Origin of the sequence: Haemophilus parainfluenzae T3T1, assembly GCF_000210895.1 — a bacterium.
Lineage (GTDB): Bacteria > Pseudomonadota > Gammaproteobacteria > Enterobacterales > Pasteurellaceae > Haemophilus_D > Haemophilus_D parainfluenzae_A.
This window is the reverse complement of sequence record NC_015964.1, coordinates 1,598,212-1,616,522: the sequence shown is the minus strand read 5'-3', so window position 1 is coordinate 1,616,522 and position 18,311 is coordinate 1,598,212. Positions and strand designations below refer to the sequence as shown.

General features: G+C 40.9%; 16 protein-coding genes. 12 read left to right on the top strand and 4 right to left on the bottom strand.

The features are described from left to right. Nucleotides 1-14: 14 nt before the first annotated feature. From rsxD to PARA_RS08035, 9 genes are all read left to right on the top strand, one after another. Nucleotides 15-1,097: an electron transport complex subunit RsxD gene (rsxD, locus tag PARA_RS08075; RefSeq protein WP_014065341.1), complete on the top strand. Its 1,083-nt coding sequence runs from the start codon at nucleotides 15-17 to the stop codon at nucleotides 1,095-1,097. Next, nucleotides 1,097-1,723, top strand: coding sequence for an electron transport complex subunit RsxG (gene rsxG / locus PARA_RS08070; RefSeq protein ID WP_014065340.1), 627 nt, complete (start codon nucleotides 1,097-1,099; stop codon nucleotides 1,721-1,723). Before rsxD ends, rsxG begins: the two co-directional genes overlap by 1 nt. Before the next feature lie 10 nt (nucleotides 1,724-1,733). After that, nucleotides 1,734-2,444: an electron transport complex subunit E gene (locus PARA_RS08065; protein WP_014065339.1), complete on the top strand. Its 711-nt coding sequence runs from the start codon at nucleotides 1,734-1,736 to the stop codon at nucleotides 2,442-2,444. Next, the gene (gene nth / locus PARA_RS08060; protein ID WP_014065338.1) at nucleotides 2,441-3,076 is read left to right on the top strand and encodes an endonuclease III; all 636 of its coding nucleotides are present in this window, start codon (nucleotides 2,441-2,443) and stop codon (nucleotides 3,074-3,076) included. The genes PARA_RS08065 and nth overlap by 4 nt, the downstream gene beginning before the upstream one ends. A gap of 26 nt (nucleotides 3,077-3,102) precedes the next feature. Next, nucleotides 3,103-4,476, top strand: coding sequence for a sodium-dependent transporter (locus tag PARA_RS08055; RefSeq protein ID WP_014065337.1), 1,374 nt, complete (start codon nucleotides 3,103-3,105; stop codon nucleotides 4,474-4,476). Nucleotides 4,477-4,623: 147 nt separating this feature from the next. Then, nucleotides 4,624-6,294, top strand: coding sequence for a type I restriction-modification system subunit M (locus PARA_RS08050; RefSeq protein WP_014065336.1), 1,671 nt, complete (start codon nucleotides 4,624-4,626; stop codon nucleotides 6,292-6,294). Beyond that, nucleotides 6,287-7,639 carry a restriction endonuclease subunit S gene (locus PARA_RS08045; protein WP_014065335.1) on the top strand — a complete coding sequence of 451 codons (1,353 nt, stop codon included), beginning with the start codon at nucleotides 6,287-6,289 and terminating at the stop codon, nucleotides 7,637-7,639. Before PARA_RS08050 ends, PARA_RS08045 begins: the two co-directional genes overlap by 8 nt. 2 nt (nucleotides 7,640-7,641) lie before the next feature. Beyond that, nucleotides 7,642-8,226 (top strand): hypothetical protein, encoded by a 585-nt coding sequence (locus tag PARA_RS08040; protein WP_014065334.1) that lies wholly within the window; start codon nucleotides 7,642-7,644, stop codon nucleotides 8,224-8,226. A gap of 205 nt (nucleotides 8,227-8,431) precedes the next feature. Further along, complete coding sequence (locus PARA_RS08035) at nucleotides 8,432-11,605, top strand: type I restriction endonuclease subunit R (protein WP_014065333.1); 3,174 nt, start codon at nucleotides 8,432-8,434, stop codon at nucleotides 11,603-11,605. A 61-nt stretch (nucleotides 11,606-11,666) separates the two neighbouring features. Here the strand turns inward: PARA_RS08035 and PARA_RS08030 are convergent, their stop codons facing one another. The 4 genes from PARA_RS08030 to PARA_RS08015 are packed head-to-tail and all read right to left on the bottom strand — an operon-like array spanning nucleotide 11,667 to nucleotide 16,123. Further along, on the bottom strand, nucleotides 11,667-13,610 hold the full coding sequence (locus tag PARA_RS08030; protein WP_014065332.1) for an ABC transporter ATP-binding protein: 1,944 nt from the start codon (nucleotides 13,608-13,610) through the stop codon (nucleotides 11,667-11,669). 45 nt (nucleotides 13,611-13,655) lie between these two features. After that, nucleotides 13,656-15,008 (bottom strand): anti-phage deoxyguanosine triphosphatase, encoded by a 1,353-nt coding sequence (locus PARA_RS08025; protein ID WP_014065331.1) that lies wholly within the window; start codon nucleotides 15,006-15,008, stop codon nucleotides 13,656-13,658. Continuing rightward, nucleotides 15,005-15,700: a CidB/LrgB family autolysis modulator gene (locus PARA_RS08020; RefSeq protein WP_041918265.1), complete on the bottom strand. Its 696-nt coding sequence runs from the start codon at nucleotides 15,698-15,700 to the stop codon at nucleotides 15,005-15,007. The genes PARA_RS08025 and PARA_RS08020 overlap by 4 nt, the downstream gene beginning before the upstream one ends. A 6-nt stretch (nucleotides 15,701-15,706) precedes the next feature. Continuing rightward, nucleotides 15,707-16,123 (bottom strand): CidA/LrgA family protein, encoded by a 417-nt coding sequence (locus PARA_RS08015; protein WP_014065329.1) that lies wholly within the window; start codon nucleotides 16,121-16,123, stop codon nucleotides 15,707-15,709. A gap of 111 nt (nucleotides 16,124-16,234) precedes the next feature. On the opposite strand from PARA_RS08015, the gene PARA_RS08010 reads away from it, so the two are divergent. From PARA_RS08010 to PARA_RS08000, 3 genes are read left to right on the top strand one after another with little or no spacing between them, the layout of a single operon-like run. Continuing rightward, nucleotides 16,235-16,750, top strand: coding sequence for a thermonuclease family protein (locus PARA_RS08010; protein WP_014065328.1), 516 nt, complete (start codon nucleotides 16,235-16,237; stop codon nucleotides 16,748-16,750). Further along, entirely contained in the window at nucleotides 16,740-17,942 is a 1,203-nt protein-coding gene (locus PARA_RS08005) for a cysteine desulfurase (RefSeq protein ID WP_014065327.1), read from the top strand. The genes PARA_RS08010 and PARA_RS08005 overlap by 11 nt, the downstream gene beginning before the upstream one ends. Next, nucleotides 17,936-18,310 carry a SufE family protein gene (locus PARA_RS08000; RefSeq protein ID WP_014065326.1) on the top strand — a complete coding sequence of 125 codons (375 nt, stop codon included), beginning with the start codon at nucleotides 17,936-17,938 and terminating at the stop codon, nucleotides 18,308-18,310. Before PARA_RS08005 ends, PARA_RS08000 begins: the two co-directional genes overlap by 7 nt. Nucleotide 18,311: the final 1 nt, after the last annotated feature.

Sequence of the window (18,311 nt, the reverse complement as noted above, 5' to 3'; positions counted from 1 at the left end):
CGCAGGAAAAGATTATGTTTAGGAAAATGGTGAGTTCGCCTCATACTCATTCAGGCAAATTAACCGCCCGTATTATGTTATGGGTGATTGCAGCCATGCTGCCTGCTCTGCTCACACAGATTTATTATTTTGGAATGGGTGTTTTGGTGCAATCCGCTTTGGCTATTTCTTTCGCATTATTGCTTGAGTTTATTGTGACCAAATTGCGCAATAAGCCAAACCTGGTCTATATTTCAGATTTTAGTGTGGTGCTTACTGCCTTAATTTTAGCGATGGCAATTCCGCCTTATGCACCTTATTGGGTGATTTTAATCGGTACGCTTTCCGCTGTTATTCTAGGTAAACATGTTTATGGTGGCTTGGGACAAAACCCATTTAATCCAGCTATGGTGGGTTATGTGGTGCTATTGATTTCTTTCCCTCTACAAATGACAAGTTGGATGCCGCCTATTTCATTATTGAATGAACCCCCAACATTTGAGGATTCTCTTTCTTTAATTTTCACAGGCTTAACCACTGATGGATTTAGTTTGAGTCAACTTGTCCATTCCATTGATGGAATTACACAAGCGACGCCATTAGACAGCGCCAAAATCTTCTATAACTTGCATCAAGGCGATGAAAGCGTATTCCATGATTTTGTAAAATTACCAATTTTATTACAAAACGGGACTGACTTTGCTGAAGGTTGGTGGCAGGTTAATCTTGCCTTTATGCTTGGTGGGATTGTATTAATCTTAAAGAAAAAAATTCACTGGCAAATTCCCGTTTCAATGCTCGTAACCTTTGTGACCTTAGCGACTATTACTGCGATGTCAGGTTATCATCATTTAAGTATGATTAGCCAGCTCTTTAGCGGCGCGATGATGTTTGGTGCATTCTTTATTGCGACTGACCCTGTCACAGCCTCTATTACACCTCGCGGTAAGCTTGTATTTGGTTCCTTGGTCGGATTATTGGTTTACCTCATTCGTTACTTTGGAAACTACCCTGACGGCGTGGCATTTGCGATTTTATTAAGTAATATTTGTGTGCCGCTTATCGATCACTATACCCGCCCTCGTGTAGCTGGCCACTTTGCAAAAGGGAGTAAATAATGGGTATTTTTAAAGTCACCTCCCGTTTTGGTCTTTTATTAGGTTTCATCGCATTGCTTTGTACAGCTATTTCTGCGGGCATTTATATGCTAACAAAAGATAGAATTGATGAAGCCATGGCTGAACAACAAAAAGCGTTATTGCTCCAAGTCATCCCACAAAATTATTTTAATAATAGCTTGCTTGAAAGCGTTGAGACGCCAGAGCAAGATAAACTCAAAGGTATTCAAAAAGTCTATTTTGCGATCAAAGATCATGTGCCAACAGCCTATGCTTATGAAACGACAGCACCAGATGGTTATTCAGGGAATATCCGTTTATTAGTAGGGATTACACCAAAAGGTGAAGTTTTAGGTGTGCGTGTCATCGAACATCATGAAACCCCAGGATTGGGCGATAAAATCGAACTTCGCATTTCTGACTGGATTTTAAGTTTTACGAACCAGATTATCGTACCCGAAAGCCTAAAAGATTGGGCAGTCAAAAAAGATGGCGGTAAATTTGATCAATTCTCTGGCGCAACCATTACGCCGCGCGCGATTGTTAATCAAGTAAAACGCTCTGCTCTCGTGATGCTTGAAAATGAAGCATTGCTTAATGAAATGGCAAAAAAATACGCGCAATAGGATATTTATTATGACTGATTTAACCGAAAAAACGACCGCACTTGATGAGCAAAGTGCGGTTGAAAATTCAGAAGAAATAACGCAAACGCCTTCTGTTTGGAAAGAAATCTTTATTCAAGGCGTATGGAAAAACAACTCTACCCTCGTGCAATTATTGGGGCTTTGTCCGCTGTTGGCTGTTTCAAGTACTGCAACAAATGCATTAGGTTTAGGTTTGGCGACTATGTTGGTTTTAACCTGTACAAACACCGTTGTTTCACTCTTTCGTAAGCAAATTCCTCATGAAATCCGTATTCCGATTTATGTGATGATTATTGCCACCACCGTAACCGTGGTGCAACTATTGATGAATGCTTATACCTATACACTCTATCAAGCACTCGGGATTTTTATTCCTTTAATCGTGACCAACTGTATCGTCATCGGTCGAGCCGAGGCCTTTGCCTCTAAAAATAGCGTAGCACATGCTGCCTGGGATGGTTTTTCTATGGGATTAGGTATGGCATTAAGTATCACCGTATTAGGTGCATTACGTGAAATCTTAGGCCAAGGTACCTTTTTTGAAGGCATTGAAAACTTATTCGGCCAAGGGGCAAAATTCCTGACATTACATATTTATCACGCTGACAGCAGCTTTTTACTCTTTATTCTTCCGCCAGGTGCGTTTATTGGATTAGGCATTCTACTGGCGATTAAAAACCGAATTGATATGAAAAAATGAACCAAGCTAAACGAATTGAAATCCTCACTCGACTTCGGGAGCAAAACCCGCATCCCACCACGGAATTAGAGTATAATTCGCCTTTCGAATTACTCATTGCTGTGATTTTGTCAGCCCAAGCCACCGATAAAGGCGTGAATAAAGCGACGGCAAAATTATTCCCTGTGGCAAATACCCCACAAGCTATTTTAGATCTCGGCTTAGAGGGGTTAAAAGAATACATTAAAACCATCGGGCTTTATAACAGCAAAGCGGAAAATATCATTAAAACCTGCCGTGATTTAGTTGAAAAACACAACGGCGAAGTACCTGAAAGCCGAGAAGCTTTAGAAGCCCTTGCGGGTGTCGGCAGAAAAACGGCGAATGTCGTGTTAAATACCGCTTTCGGCCACCCGACTATTGCAGTGGATACGCATATTTTTCGCGTATGCAACCGTACAAACTTTGCTCCGGGCAAAGATGTGGTGAAAGTGGAAGAAAAACTGCTCAAAGTTGTGCCAAAAGAATTTAAAGTGGATGTGCACCACTGGCTGATTTTGCACGGGCGTTATACCTGCATTGCCCGCAAACCTCGCTGCGGAGCTTGCTTAATTGAAGATCTCTGCGAATACAAAGAAAAAACAGATTATTAAACGAATACAATTAAACGGAATATATTATGACAACAAACAATCAATCTCGCCAAACGTGGTCTAGCCGACTAACTTATGTGCTCACCGTTGCGGGGGCGACAGTTGGCTTTGGGGCAACGTGGCGCTTTCCTTATTTAGTGGGTGAAAATGGCGGTGGTGCCTACGTACTTCTCTTTTGTATTGCGATGATTGTGATTGGTATCCCGATGATTTTAGTGGAAAACGTCATCGGTCGCCGTTTGCGTGTGAATTCCATTGATGCCTTTGGCGACAAAATCCAAGATAAAGGTAAAAACATCTCCAAATATTGGAAGATTCTTGGTTACATGGGGCTTCTTGGCGCATTTGGTATCATGGCTTATTATATGGTATTAGGTGGTTGGGTGATGTCTTATATCATTAGTCTGATGAATAACACCCTTGATATTAGCGCCCCAATTACAAAAGAAGTGGCCAAAGATTTCTACGATTTACACATCAGCAACAGCCCATGGGAAATCATGCTTTACACCTTCCTGTTCGTGGCGGTGAATTACATTATTTTGGCAAAAGGTATCATCGGCGGGATTGAACGCTCCGTAAAATACTTAATGCCATTACTATTCATCTTCCTAATTGGTATGGTAATTCGTAATCTTACCTTACCGGGTGCAATGGAAGGTGTGACTTTCTACTTAAAACCTGATTTCAGCAAAATTACACCTAAATTATTCATTTTCGTATTAGGTCAAGTGTTCTTCGCATTAAGCCTTGGTTTCGGTGTATTGATTACCCTCTCCAGCTATTTGAACAAGGAAGAAAACCTTATTCACACAGCCGTTATTACGGGTTTCACCAATACCATTATCGCTGTGTTATGTGGTTTTATGATCTTCCCATCATTATTCACATTCGGCATTGAACCTAACGCTGGCCCAACTTTGGTTTTCCAAAGTTTACCAATTGTATTCTCGCATTTATGGGCGGGTAAATTCTTTGCTATCGTATTCTTCGGCTTATTGCTTATTGCGGCATTAACCACATCAATTACGATTTACGAAGTCATCATCACCGCATTACAAGAAAAACTCAGAATGCGCCGTGGAAAAGCGATTTTTGTTACCTTGATGGGGATTTTCTTATTAGGTAACGTGCCCTCTATTCTAGGTGATAACCTTTGGAAAGATTTCACCATTTTCGGTAAAAGCATTTTCGATGCCTTCGATTTCGTCAGCGGCAATATTCTCTTTATGTTGACCGCACTTGGTTGTGCGATTTTCGTTGGTTTTGTGTTAAAAGACGATGCAAAAAAAGAGCTATCACCAACGCCAAATTCACTTTTCACCACAATCTGGTTTAACTATGTCAAATTTGTGGTTCCTGTGATTATTTTGGTGATTTTTATCAGTAATTTAATCTAACAAAATAGACCGAAAGCAGTGCGCAAGCGCTGCTTTTTTTATACGCTAAAATTATAACATCTTCTCGCTAAACAATTGTTTGTAAAGAATAAAAATTCTCTATAGAATAGACAAAATTTATTCAAATATTTTACTAGGATCCATTTTATGCAACAGCAAGAAACCACTAAAAATGCGCTTGATAATCCCGCTTTACAACAAGCCTTCCTAAACGATCTAGATGAAAAACTTTGGTCATCTGCCGATAAACTGCGCCAGCAGCTTGATGCAGCCAATTACAAACACATCGTACTCGGCCTCATTTTCCTGAAATACATCTCCGACAGCTTCACCCATCAGCAAGAAAAAATTCAGGCTGAGCTGAGCGACCCCGAAAATCCACTCTATCTTGACCGCACTTTTTACGATACGGACGAAGAATATCAAGAAGCCTTAGCTGCCGAACTGGAAAACCGCGACTACTACACCGCCGACAATGTGTTCTGGGTGCCGCAGCAAGCACGTTGGGACGAGATTAAAGCCGTTTCCATCTTAAACATCGGCGCAGAGCTGCCTTGGGGCGGAAAATTCTCCGGCGTGGCCAAACTGATTGACGATGCCTTTGATGCCATTGAAAAAGACAACGAAAAACTCAAAGGCGTACTCCAACGCATCAGCGGCTATGCCGTAAACGAAGACACCCTGCGCGGACTGATTATCCTCTTCTCCGATACCCACTTTACCCGTCCGACTTACAACGGCGAGCCCGTTCATTTAGGCGCAAAAGACATTCTCGGCCACGTTTACGAATACTTCCTCGGTCGCTTTGCCCAAGCCGAAGGCAAACGCGGCGGGCAATATTTCACACCGAAATCCATTGTTTCCCTGATTGTCGAAATGCTCGAGCCATACTCCGGCCGCGTCTATGACCCGGCTATGGGCAGCGGCGGCTTTTTCGTGCAAACCGAACGCTTTATCACCGCCCACCAAGGCAACATCAACAACGTTTCCATCTACGGGCAAGAATTCAACCCAACCACCTGGAAACTCGCTGCCATGAACATGGCCATCCGCGGCATTGATTACGACTTCGGCAAACACAACGCCGACAGCTTCACCCAGCCGCAACACATCGACAAAAAGATGGATTTCATCATGGCAAACCCGCCATTCAACATCAGCGATTGGTGGAGCGAATCCCTGGCCGATGACCCGCGCTGGGCATACGGCACCCCGCCCAAAGGCAACGCCAACTTTGCTTGGCTGCAACACATGATTTACCACCTCTCGCCCAACGGCAAAATGGCATTATTGCTGGCCAACGGCTCCATGAGCAGCCAAACCAACAACGAAGGCGAAATCCGCAAAGCCATCATCAATGCCGACTTGGTCGAATGTATGGTCGCCCTACCCGGCCAGCTCTTTACCAACACCCAAATCCCCGCCTGTATTTGGTTTTTAAACCGCAACAAGGCACGCAAAGGCGAAGTGTTGTTTATCGATGCCCGCCAAATCGGCTACATGAAAGACCGCGTATTGCGTGATTTCACCGCTGACGACATCGCCAAGATTGCCGATACTCTGCACGCCTGGCAACAATCCGACGGCTATGAAGACCAAGCCGCTTTCTGTAAATCTGCAAGCTTAGAAGAAATTGCTAGTAAAGAATACGTCCTAACACCGGGACGTTATGTCGGCACCGCAGAACAAGAAGACGACGGCGTACCATTTGCAGAAAAAATGCAAAATCTGACCGATCTTTTGAAGGAACAATTTGCGAAAAGTGCAGAGTTAGAAGCGGAAATTAAAAAAAATTTAGGGGGATTGGGGTATGAGTGATTGGAAAGAATATAAATTTTCAGAATTATGCGATATTTCTCGCGGAGCATCACCACGTCCAATTCATGAATATATAACTGATGGCGAAGGTATGCCTTGGGTTAAAATTGCAGATGCAACCAAATCAAATTCACGATTTATAGAAGATACAGCAGAGAGAATTAAATTATCTGGGGTTAAAAAAAGTGTTGAAGTATTTGAAGGAGATTTAATTCTTTCTAATAGTGCAACACCTGGATTACCTAAATTTATGGCTATAAACGCTTGTATCCACGACGGTTGGATGTTATTAAGAAATTTTAAGAATATCACAAAAGAATTCGCATATTGGTTATTACTCAATGAAAGAAATAACTTAGTTAAACAAGGAACAGGAACCGTTTTTATAAACCTTAAAACTGATATTCTAAGAAATCACATAGTTAAAATACCATCAATAGAAGAACAAAATAAAATTGTTTCTATTCTTAATGGGATAGAAGACAAAATCCAACTCAATACCCAAATCAACCAAACCTTGGAACAAATCGCCCAAGCCCTGTTTAAAAGCTGGTTTGTTGATTTCGATCCCGTGCGTGCCAAAGTCCAAGCACTTTCAGACGGCCTTAGCCTTGAACAAGCCGAATTGGCAGCCATGCAGGCAATCAGCGGAAAAACACCCGAAGAATTAACCGCACTTTCACAAACACAGCCTGACCGCTACGCCGAATTAGTCGAAATCGCCAAAGCGTTTCCGTGTGAGATGGTGGAAGTTGATGGGGTTGAGGTGCTGAAGGGGTGGGAGGTTAAAGAACTCGGCTCATTAATGACAATTAAACGAGGGGGATCTCCTAGACCGATTAAAGATTTTATATCAGATAAAGGATTAAATTGGGTAAAAATATCCGATGCTACAGCAGAAGATAATCCCTTTTTATTTTCAACTAAAGAATATATTAAATCTGAAGGTTTATCTAAAACTGTCTTATTAAATAAAGGAAGTTTGATCTTATCTAACAGTGCAACTCCTGGCTTACCAAGATTTCTAGAACTAGATGCTTGTATTCACGATGGGTGGTTATATTTTTCTGATATTAAGAGCTTGACTCAGGAATATCTCTATTTTTTCTTTTTAAATATCAGAAATGATTTAGTTGCACAAGGAAATGGCAGCGTATTTACTAATTTAAAGACAGATATAGTGAAAGCTCAAAAAGCTATCGTTCCAGATGAAAGAGTAATTTATTATTTCGACAAGCAAGTTAAATCAATTATGAATTTAATAAGATATAACACCGCTAACTCAATCTCATTAAAAGAAACAAGAGATTTATTATTGCCTAAATTATTGAATGGAGGAGTTTAATTATGTACTCAAAAGATAGAGCAATTTCTTATTGGACAATGGGTCAAAGATTTCTAAGAATGGCAAATGTTACATCTGAACAATTAGTAGTAACTGGAAATCCATGGGTAGTTTCATCAGATGAGGAAATATCTCCAGATAAATATAATGAAGAAACAAAGTGGGCTGATCATAGTATTGGAATACCTATTCTTTTTAACTTTTATCATGGAATTGAATTAATGCTTAAGGGTACTATATTATTTTGTGACAATGAATATAAACATAGAACGCATAAATTTACAATTTTAATCCAAAAACTAAAAGAACATCTAAATGAAGATTCTCCATTCATTAAAAAGATTGAAAGTTACACAGTATCTCCAAATTCAATAATAAAGAATTTTTTAGATACTAATCAAATCACTATAGATAATTGGTATGAATCATTAAAATATCCTGAAAACAATGACAATCAGGAATTTACTCACTTAGATCTAATATACAACTCATTAAGAAGCTTAGATTTTTGGAAGAATTTATCTAGTGACTCTTTAGAAATTATAAAATTAAGCAGAGAATACTATTTAGAAAATAGGGATGATTAATATAGAGGTTAATTTCACTTCTGCCAAATCTCTCCTATCCCCTCTTTGCTAAAGAGAGAGATTATTTGGAAGGTTTGTTGACTACAAGCGGTCGAATTTGCAGAAAAATTTGCCAATGAAAAACATATAAATCCAAATTAAGCCCGATACTATTTTCCTCTTTTGTAAAGAGGATATTTAAAACCAATACACTAAGGAGCTTATTATGCTCAACGAAAACGACATCGAACAACTCACCCTTAAACACCTGCAATCCCTCGGCTGGGAATATCGCTATGGTAAAGACTTGCCTGTTCATGAAGGCGAATTTGCCCGTGGCGATTTGAGCGGTGTGGTCTTTGTTGAGCAACTGCGTGAAGCGGTGCGTAAGTTTAATCCGCAGCTGCCTGAAAGTGCGGTTGATTCTGTGGTCAAATCGGCAACGAAAAGCGATATTGGCAACTTGGTGGTGCGTAATCAGGCGTTTTATAAACTGTTGCGTGATGGCGTGCGGGTGGAATATACGCTAAACGGTGAGCAAAAAATCGAGATGGCGAGCTTGGTGGATTTTGAGCATGTGGGGAACAACTGTTTTGTTGCCGTCAATCAGTTGGAAATCCGCAGCCGTAAAGGGGGCAAACGGATTCCTGATATTATCGGCTTTGTCAATGGCCTGCCCTTGGTGGTATTTGAACTCAAAAATCCGCTGCGTGAATCGGCGGATTTGTTGCAGGCGTTTAATCAGTTTGAAACCTATAAAGATGAAATAGCCGAGCTGTTTGTTTACAACAAAGCCTTGATTATTTCAGACGGCATTGCCGCACGTTTGGGCTCGCTTTCGGCAGATTTCCAACGCTTTACGCCATGGAAAGTGGTCGATGAAAAAAATAAAAGCGCGCGCTTATATTTTGATGATGAATTGCAAAGCCTGCTCAATGGCTTGCTGAAACCTGAAGATTTATTGGACTATATCCGCTATTTTGTCTTATTTGAACGGAATTCCAGCGGAAAAACCATTAAAAAAATCGCGGCGTACCATCAATATTACGGCGTAAATGAAGCGGTCGATTCCACACTTTTTGCGACTTCGGAAAAAGGCGACCGCCGCATTGGCGTGATGTGGCATACGCAGGGTTCGGGTAAGTCGATTTCCATGTTGTTTTATGCCGGCAAACTGCTTACGCAGCCTGAATTGAAAAATCCGACGATTGTGGTGGTGACAGACCGCAATGATTTAGACGGTCAGCTTTTCCAAACCTTTTCTTCAGGCAAAGATTTAATCAAACAAACGCCGCAACAAGTGGAAGACCGCGATCAACTGCGCCAACTGCTCGCGCAAAATGAAGTCGGCGGCGTGTTTTTTACGACGATTCAAAAATTCGCCCTAAATGAGGAAGAAAGTCGCTTCCCTGTTTTAAATGAGCGCAGCAATATTATTGTAATCAGCGATGAGGCACACCGCAGCCAATATGGCTTTACGCAAAAATTGCATAAAGGCAAATTCCAGGCAGGCTACGCCCGCCATTTGCGCGATGCGCTGCCTAATGCTTCGTTTATCGGTTTTACCGGCACGCCGATTAGCCTAGAAGATAAGGATACGCAAGATGTGTTCGGGCGCTATGTGTCGATTTATGACTTGCAAGATGCGGTGGAAGATGGCGCAACCGTGCCGATTGTGTATGAAGCGCGCCAAATCCGCTTAAACGAAAAAGAACATGATGAGCTATTCAAAGAAATTGATGATTTGCTGGAAGAGGAGCAATCCCCTGCCCTGCGTTTGCAGGAAAAATTGCTGGGTTCGCAAGCCCGTCTGGCTGATTTAGCCGCGGATTTTGTGCAGCATTTTGCCAAACGCAATGAAGTCGTCGACAGCAAAGCGATGATGGTGGTTTCCAGCCGTCAGATTTGCGTGGATTTATACAATGAAATCATCAAACTGCACCCTGAATGGCATTCGGACAATATTAACGAAGGGGCGATTAAAATTGTGATGACGGGTTCGGCTTCCGATGCGCCGGAAATGCAGAAACACGTTTACAGTAAACAGGAAAAACAAACGCTGGAACGCCGCTTTAAAGACCCGAACGATCCGCTGAAAGTAGTGATTGTGCGCGATATGTGGCTGACGGGCTTTGATGCGCCTTGTTGTAATACGATGTATATCGACAAGCCGATGCAGGGGCATAACCTGATGCAGGCAATTGCTCGGGTTAACCGTGTATTCCGCAATAAAAGCCGAGAAAATGGCGGCTTGATTGTGGATTATGTTGGTATTGCTGAAAAACTCAAAGAAGCGACCCAGCAATACACCAATTCGCAAGGCAAGGGCAAGCTGACTGATAACGTGATTGATGTGTTCTTTAAAATGAAAGAGCATCTAGAGTTTGTCCGCAGCCTGTTTGCAACGCCGGTTGAAGGAAAAACTTTTGATGTTCAGACGGCCTTAGAAAAAGATGATCCAAAGGATCTTTTGGTGGAGATTCGTTTTGCCGCCAACCATATTTTGGGCCTCGATCGATTACCGTTTGAGGGCAAAGCGCACGAGCAACATTGGTTTAATAAAAAAGAAACCGAGCCACGTAAAAAAGCCTTTTTGAAAGCGGCAGGATTAGTGAAAAAAGGCTATATGCTATGCGGCGCATTGGCTGAAGTTGAGCCATACAACCAAGAAATTGCTTTTTATGATGCAGTACGCGCTATTCTCACGAAGCGTGATCAAAACGGTACGGGTTCTAATGAAAGACAGATTTTGTTGAAAAAACTGGTCAATCAAGCCGTCTATTCCGAAGGCGTGATTGATTTATTTGACCTGTTGGAAAAACCGCAACCGCAAATCAATTTACTTTCTGAAGAGTTTTTGCAGACTATTAAAAACAGCCCGACTAAGAATTTATGGGTTAGCGCGGTAGAGCGTTATTTAGCAAGCGAAATCAAAGCCAAATCAGGCGCAAACCTCACCTTGCAAAAAGACTTCGAGCAGCGCTTAAAAGAAGCCTTAAATCAATATCACAACCACAATTTAAGCGTGGTAGAAATTTTGGATGAGCTCTTCAAAATGAGCCAAGACTTCCAAGAACGCTTAGCTTTAGGTGAAAAGCTGGGGCTAAAAAAAGAAGAGCTCGCCTTCTACGAAGCCCTCGCCCAAAACCAAAGCGCCCGTGAACTGATGGGCGATGAAGTATTGAGTAAACTTGCCAAAGAAATTACCGATACTTTAAGACGCTCAGTTACCATCGACTGGCAATACAAAGAAGGCGTACGCGCCAAAATGCGTATTCTCGTGAAACGAGCTTTACAGCGTTATAAATACCCACCGGATAAACAAGAAGAAGCCGTGAGCTATGTGATTAAGCAAGCAGAGGAAATTGCAGAAGATTTAACCGCTGAGAAATCACTATAGACGTTAATTACATGTAATAAAAAACCGAGCTATTTCGCTCGGTTTCTTTTTTACCTATACCCTATTTTGCTTCAGCTTGAGTCTTTTTCTCTTCAAGCTCTTCCCAACGAAGGAATGCTGTTTCAAGTTCCGCTTCCGTATCCGCTAATTCCTTAAGCTTCGTATCCGTTACATCATGGGCTTGTTGGAAAAAGTGGGGGTCACCAATTTCAGCTTGAAGTGCGGTGATTTTCTCTTCCAATTCTTCCAATAATTGTGGTAGCTGTTCTAACTCACGTTGTTCTTTATAAGAAAGTTTAACGGATTTCGGCTTTTGAGAAACAACGTCATTTTTAGCCGCACTTTCTTGTACTTTTGGTGCTTCTTTTTTGGATTTTTGAGTCTCTTGCTCTGCTTTCATCGCAAAGTAATTAGCTTGTTGTCCTTTCGCATCAAAGAAACCACCCACGTATTTATTCAATACGCCATCGCCTTCAAAGAAATAACACTCCGTCGCGACATTATCAATAAACTGACGATCATGGCTGACAATCAATAAGGTGCCTTGATAATCCGTGAGGATTTCTTCCAATAATTCTAAGGTTTCTACATCCAAGTCATTGGTTGGTTCATCGAGAATCAGCAAGTTATTCGGTTTCAGTAATAATTTAGCCAATAACAAACGGTTACGTTCACCACCTGAAAGCGCTTTTACGGGTGTCATGGCGCGTTTTGGTGGAAATAAGAAATCCTGTAAATAGCCCAACACATGACGTTTTACACCATTGACTTCAATATCCTGCTTGCCATCAGCAACGTTATCCATCACTGTTTTTTCTGGATCAAGATCTGCACGATATTGGTCAAAATAAGCGATATCTAATTTTGTACCACAATGAATGCGACCACTGGTTGGCTTGATTTCACCTAATAAAAGTTTAATAAAGGTGGTTTTTCCGCAGCCATTTGGGCCAACCAATGCAATTTTATCGCCACGTAAAATGGTCGTGCTGAAATCTTTAAGCAGCTGTTTGCCTTCAATTTCATAACTCACATTTTCCATTTCAAACACGATTTTGCCTGAACGACTCGAGTTATCTAATTGTAACTTGGCCGTACCCATCACCTCACGACGTTGGCGACGTTCTTCACGCATCGCTTTTAAAGCTCGCACACGGCCTTCATTACGCGTACGACGAGCTTTAATACCCTGACGAATCCAAACCTCTTCTTGTGCTAAACGTTTATCAAAAAGCTCATTCTGCAACGCTTCGACACGTAAGTTTTCTTCTTTCGTGGTGAGGTATAAATCATAATCACCAGGATAAGACACTAATTTACCGCGGTCTAAATCCACAATACGAGTCGCCATTTTGCGGATAAAAGAACGGTCATGAGAAATAAACACAATGCTTCCAGTAAATTCTAATAAGAAGTTTTCTAACCATTCGATTGCATCCACATCCAAGTGGTTAGTCGGTTCATCTAATAACAAAACATCAGGATTACACACCAACGCACGAGCAAGAGCGGCTTTACGCAACCAACCACCCGATAAATCGGCTAATTTAGTATCGGGATTTAACTCGAGCTTTTGCAGAACTTCATTGATTTTATTTTCAAACTGCCAACCATTGGCATGCTCTAATTTAGCTTGCACCTGAGCCAGTTGATTAAGAATTTGCTCACTGTAATTTTGTGTCAACTCTTGTGAAATATGATGATATTCCTTTAACAAATCCGCTAAATGCTCAATCCCTTCCGCTACATAATCGAAAACATTGCCTTCGGCGTGGCGAGGCGGGTCTTGTTCTAAACGAGAAACTACTAAATCTTTTTCATACTGCACTTTGCCGTCATCCATCGTGACTTGCTGTGCAATAATTTTTAATAAGGTTGATTTACCCGCACCATTACGCCCCACCAAACACACGCGCTCATTCGGTTCAATATGAAGCTCTGCGTGATCAAGTAAGGGATGATCACTAAAAGAAAGATAAGCGTTAGTTAAACTAATTAATGCCACAAAATTGTCCTATAAATTCAAAATATCAATAAAAATAACCGCACTTTAGAGTTGATGATAAACCTTTAAGGCATAAGCATCTGACATGCCTGCGATATAGTCACAAATAATGCGTTTTTTACCCTGCTCTGGTGCATTTCTCCAACGATTAGCGGTATTCGTTGGCAATAAACGTTCGGGGTCAGACTCAAAAATCTGAAACATTTCCGTGAGAATGCGTTGGCCTTTATATTCAATACGTTGTGTTTCAACATGGCGAATCACATATTTCCACACAAACTTTTTAAATACATTTAATGCCGCAATCACATCTTGCGGTAGTTCTGCGTTATAACGTAACAAAGGTTCATCAAAATTGCCGGTGACTTTCCAACGCACATGAGTAATAAAGAAATTCACTAATGCACCAATGGCATTTTTACGCTCGAAATGATGGTTGGAGAATAATCGTTGGCTGACTTGCTCTATATTTTTTGCTAGCCAATCTGAAGGAATCGTTTTAAGTTCAGCCAATGCTTCTTGCCACTGATGTTGATTTACGACACCGGTCACAATCGCATCTTCTAAATCATGTACGCCATAGGCAATATCGTCTGCCAATTCCATAATACTGCAATCTAAAGATTTAAATTGTGTTTTTAAAAACTCGGCGGGATTTGACCGCGCTTTTTGAAATGAGCCAAATAAAGTGCGGTCATTTTCAGAAAGATTTTGCAACAGCCAAGTAAACATTGTGACGTCATCACGGAATAACCCTTTTCCTGGTTTCCAATCGCTAATTTTGACATAACGCGGATCAGCGTTTTCAGCTTGCGGCAACTGAGCATATTGTGGTGAAGATAAGTCTAAAATATTCGGATATTTCACTACGCCTAAAATAGCACGACGCGTTAAATTCATCCCTGCCGTTTCAGTATAAGGCTCAAGTTTAGTAATGATACGAAATGTCTGCGCATTACCTTCAAAACCACCGTGGTTACGCATCATATAATTGAGCGCCACTTCCCCACCATGGCCAAACGGTGGATGACCAATATCATGCGCAAAGCACAAGCTTTCAATTAAATCATTGCTTGGTAATAAAGGTTTGAGTTGTTTCTGTAATTCACTTTTTTCAATATGAAGCTGGTCTGAAATAGCAACATAACTTTCCGCAAATTTTAATTGGGAAACAAGGCTGCTACCGATTTGTGCCACTTCAAGGGAATGGGTTAAACGAGTGCGATAAAAATCATTTTCGCCCACCGCATGAATCTGTGTTTTGGCTTGCAAACAACGGAAAGCGGCAGAATGTAAAATCCGCCCGCGATCACGACGAAATGGTGGTCGGTGATCTTTTTCGCGAGGCGGATCAGGAAGGAAACGTTCAGTCCAAAAATCAGCTAATTGGGTTCTCATAAAAATAGACGAATAACATGGAATACTAAGGGGGCTAAAATGGAGCTCATAATACCGCAAAGTACCAAAGAAATCGAACTATAACTCCCCGCTTTCGGATCGGCTTCCATACAACTTACCGTACCTAATGCGTGAGAAACCGCACCAACAGATAAACCGACCGCTTCTTGTTGTTTAATCCCAACTTTTTTCAAGATGAGATAACCAAAAACAGACCCTTGTAAACCGGCGACGACCACACCTACCGCTGTCACGGCAGGAATGCCGCCTAAATGTGAAGCCACTTCCATTGCAATTGGCGTAGTAATTGATTTTGGTAATACCGTCGCGACCATTTCAGGGCTTGCCCCTAAAATAATGGCAAAAATAGCCCCGGTAAACATTGAGAATATTGAGGCCAATGCGACTACTGAAAGGATAATTTTCCATTGTTTCGCAATTTGACGAATTTGTTCATATAACGGTAATGCCAGTGCGACAATACTCAATCCTAATAAATTATTAATCGGCGCATTGCCCGCCATATAATCGTCATAAGGAATATCGCTAACCACTAAAATCAGCACAAGAATTGATACTGTAAGCACAAAAGTATTGAAAATCATCGATTTCCAACGTTTACTGATTTGTAATGCGAGCCAAAACCCGAAAATCGTTAAAATGGTATAAAGATAAATTGCATACTGCATAATAAAACCTTAGTCAGCTTGAAGATTGCGTCTTTCCAATACTTTTTTACGTTTATGGGTAAAAGATTGTTTATAAAATAAATAGTTTCCTATAAATGCAATCACAAAAAGTGTTAAAAAGGTACTAAGAATATTTGGAATGAGTAAAATTTTCCATTGCGCAACGAGTAAATCATAATACTTGATAATACCCACGCTCACCGGTACAAAAAGCACCGCCATATAGCGAATCAGTAAGCTCGAACCGAAATAAATCCATTCCAGATGAATCACATGGGTTGTTAAACCTAAAAAAAGTAATAATAACCCCCAAATACTGCCTGGAATCCCCACTGGAATATAGTAAGAAATCAAATTGCCGAGTAGTAACATAATGTATAAAATGATGAGCGAACGAGCGAGTTGAACGCCTTTTTGGAGTAACATATTTCCTCTATCAACTTTTTTAATAATAATTAAAAATTATTTTACGCTTTTTTGTTAAAATTACCCATCCATTTTAGCGAAATTTTGCGATGTAGATCAAAGAAATTCCAAATGATTAGAAAATTCTTCTTATTTTTTACCCTAATTTTAACCGCACTTTGGACGCCATTTTCAATATCGGCTGAACGCCAAATGGCGTGCTGGGTTGTTGGTGTAAGCGATGGCGATACCTTAACTTGCCTCTTACCCACTAAAAAACAATTAAAAGTGCGATTACAAGAAATTGATGCTCCAGAAAAAGGCCAACCATTTGGAAAGAAAGCCAAACAATATCTTTCACAGCTTGTTTTCAAACAAAATGTGACGCTGTCGGTTTCTGGTTATGATCGCTACCAACGTATTTTGGCAACGGTTTATCTACAAGAACAAAACATCAACTTAGAAATAGTGAAAAACGGCATGGCTTGGGTTTATCCGCAATATGCTAAAAATCCAATCTACTTCCAGGCACAAGATTTTGCCCAACAACAAAAAATCGGCTTATGGCGAGATCCCAACCCTGTTGCCCCTTATGAATGGCGTAAACAGAAAAAAACACTCAAACACGGAGATAACCATGGCTTTTGATTATCAATCATTTAAAAATGAATTCCCTTATTTTACATCGCCAAATGCCGTGGTCTATTTGGATAATGCAGCTACGGCATTAAAACCTCAAGCACTCATTGATGCAACGAGTACTTTTTATCAATCAGCAGGGTCTGTGCATCGTAGTCAGTATGAAGCGGAGCAAACAGCACAATACGAAAATGCTCGTCACTTAGTTAAAACCTTCATTAATGCGGAAGATGAAAAAGCGGTAATTTGGACTTCTGGAACAACTCATAGCATTAATTTGGTTGCTAACGGTTTACTCCCCTCATTGCATGCAGATGACGAGATTTTAATTAGCCAAGCGGACCATCATGCTAATTTTGTTACTTGGCACGAAACAGCGAAAAAATGCGGTGCGAAAATTAAAGTGCTGCCAATTTCGGATAATTGGCTAATTGATGAAAATGCCTTAATTAAAGACTTAAATGAGAAAACCAAATTAGTGGCACTCAATTTTGTTTCCAACGTAACAGGAACGGAACAACATATCCAACATTTAATTCGACTAATCCGCCAACATAGCAATGCTCTCGTTTTAGTGGATGCTGCTCAGGCTGTTAGTCATATACAGATTGATTTACAGGCATTAGATGCGGATTTTATTGCCTTTTCTGCACACAAAATCTATGGACCAAACGGCATTGGCGTATTAAGCGGAAAATTAAGCTCGCTTTCCCTATTACAACCGCTTTTTTACGGTGGAAAAATGATTGAGCGCGTCTCCCATGAATGTATTACCTTTGCCGATTTGCCTTATCGATTAGAAGCCGGCACACCAAATATTGCGGGCGTGATTGGCTTTGGTGCGGTGTTAGATTGGCTCAAAAAATGGGATTTTCAAGCAGTCGAGGCGCATGCCGTTAAGCTTGCCGAACAAAGTAAAGTGCGGTTAAAAAACTATCCGAATTGTCGTTTATTTAATTCACCGCAACCAAGTTCTATTGTATGTTTTGTTTTTGATGGGATTGCAGCTTCGGATCTTGCTACCCTATTAAGTGAACAGAAAATTGCGTTGCGTGTGGGTGAACATTGTGCACAACCTTATTTAGCCCGCCTTGGTGAGCGCACTACATTACGACTTTCTTTTGCGCCTTATAACAGCCCGCAAGATGTGGATGCTTTTTTTGCGGCATTAGATAAATCCTTAGAGTTATTAGCATGCTAGAAAACATTAAACAGGCAAAAAATTGGGAAGATCGTTACCGTTTCATTATTCAAGCCGGTAAACATCTTTCTCAACCTTCTCCAGATGAATTGGCTCAAATGCAATCAATTCAAGGCTGTGAAGCGGGACTTTGGTTTAAGGCTATTCCACAAAATGATGATACGTTTCAATTTCAAGCTTACAGCGAGGCACGCATTATGAATGGTCTGTTATGGTTATTGTTACAACACATCAACGGTAAAACTCGAGAGCAATTACAACAATTTAATATTCGCCAATTTTTTGATGAGCTTGGTATTGCCTCTCGCTTAAGTGAAACCCGCTTAAACGGTTTAAAACAAATCGAAGAAATCTTACACAATCTGTAAT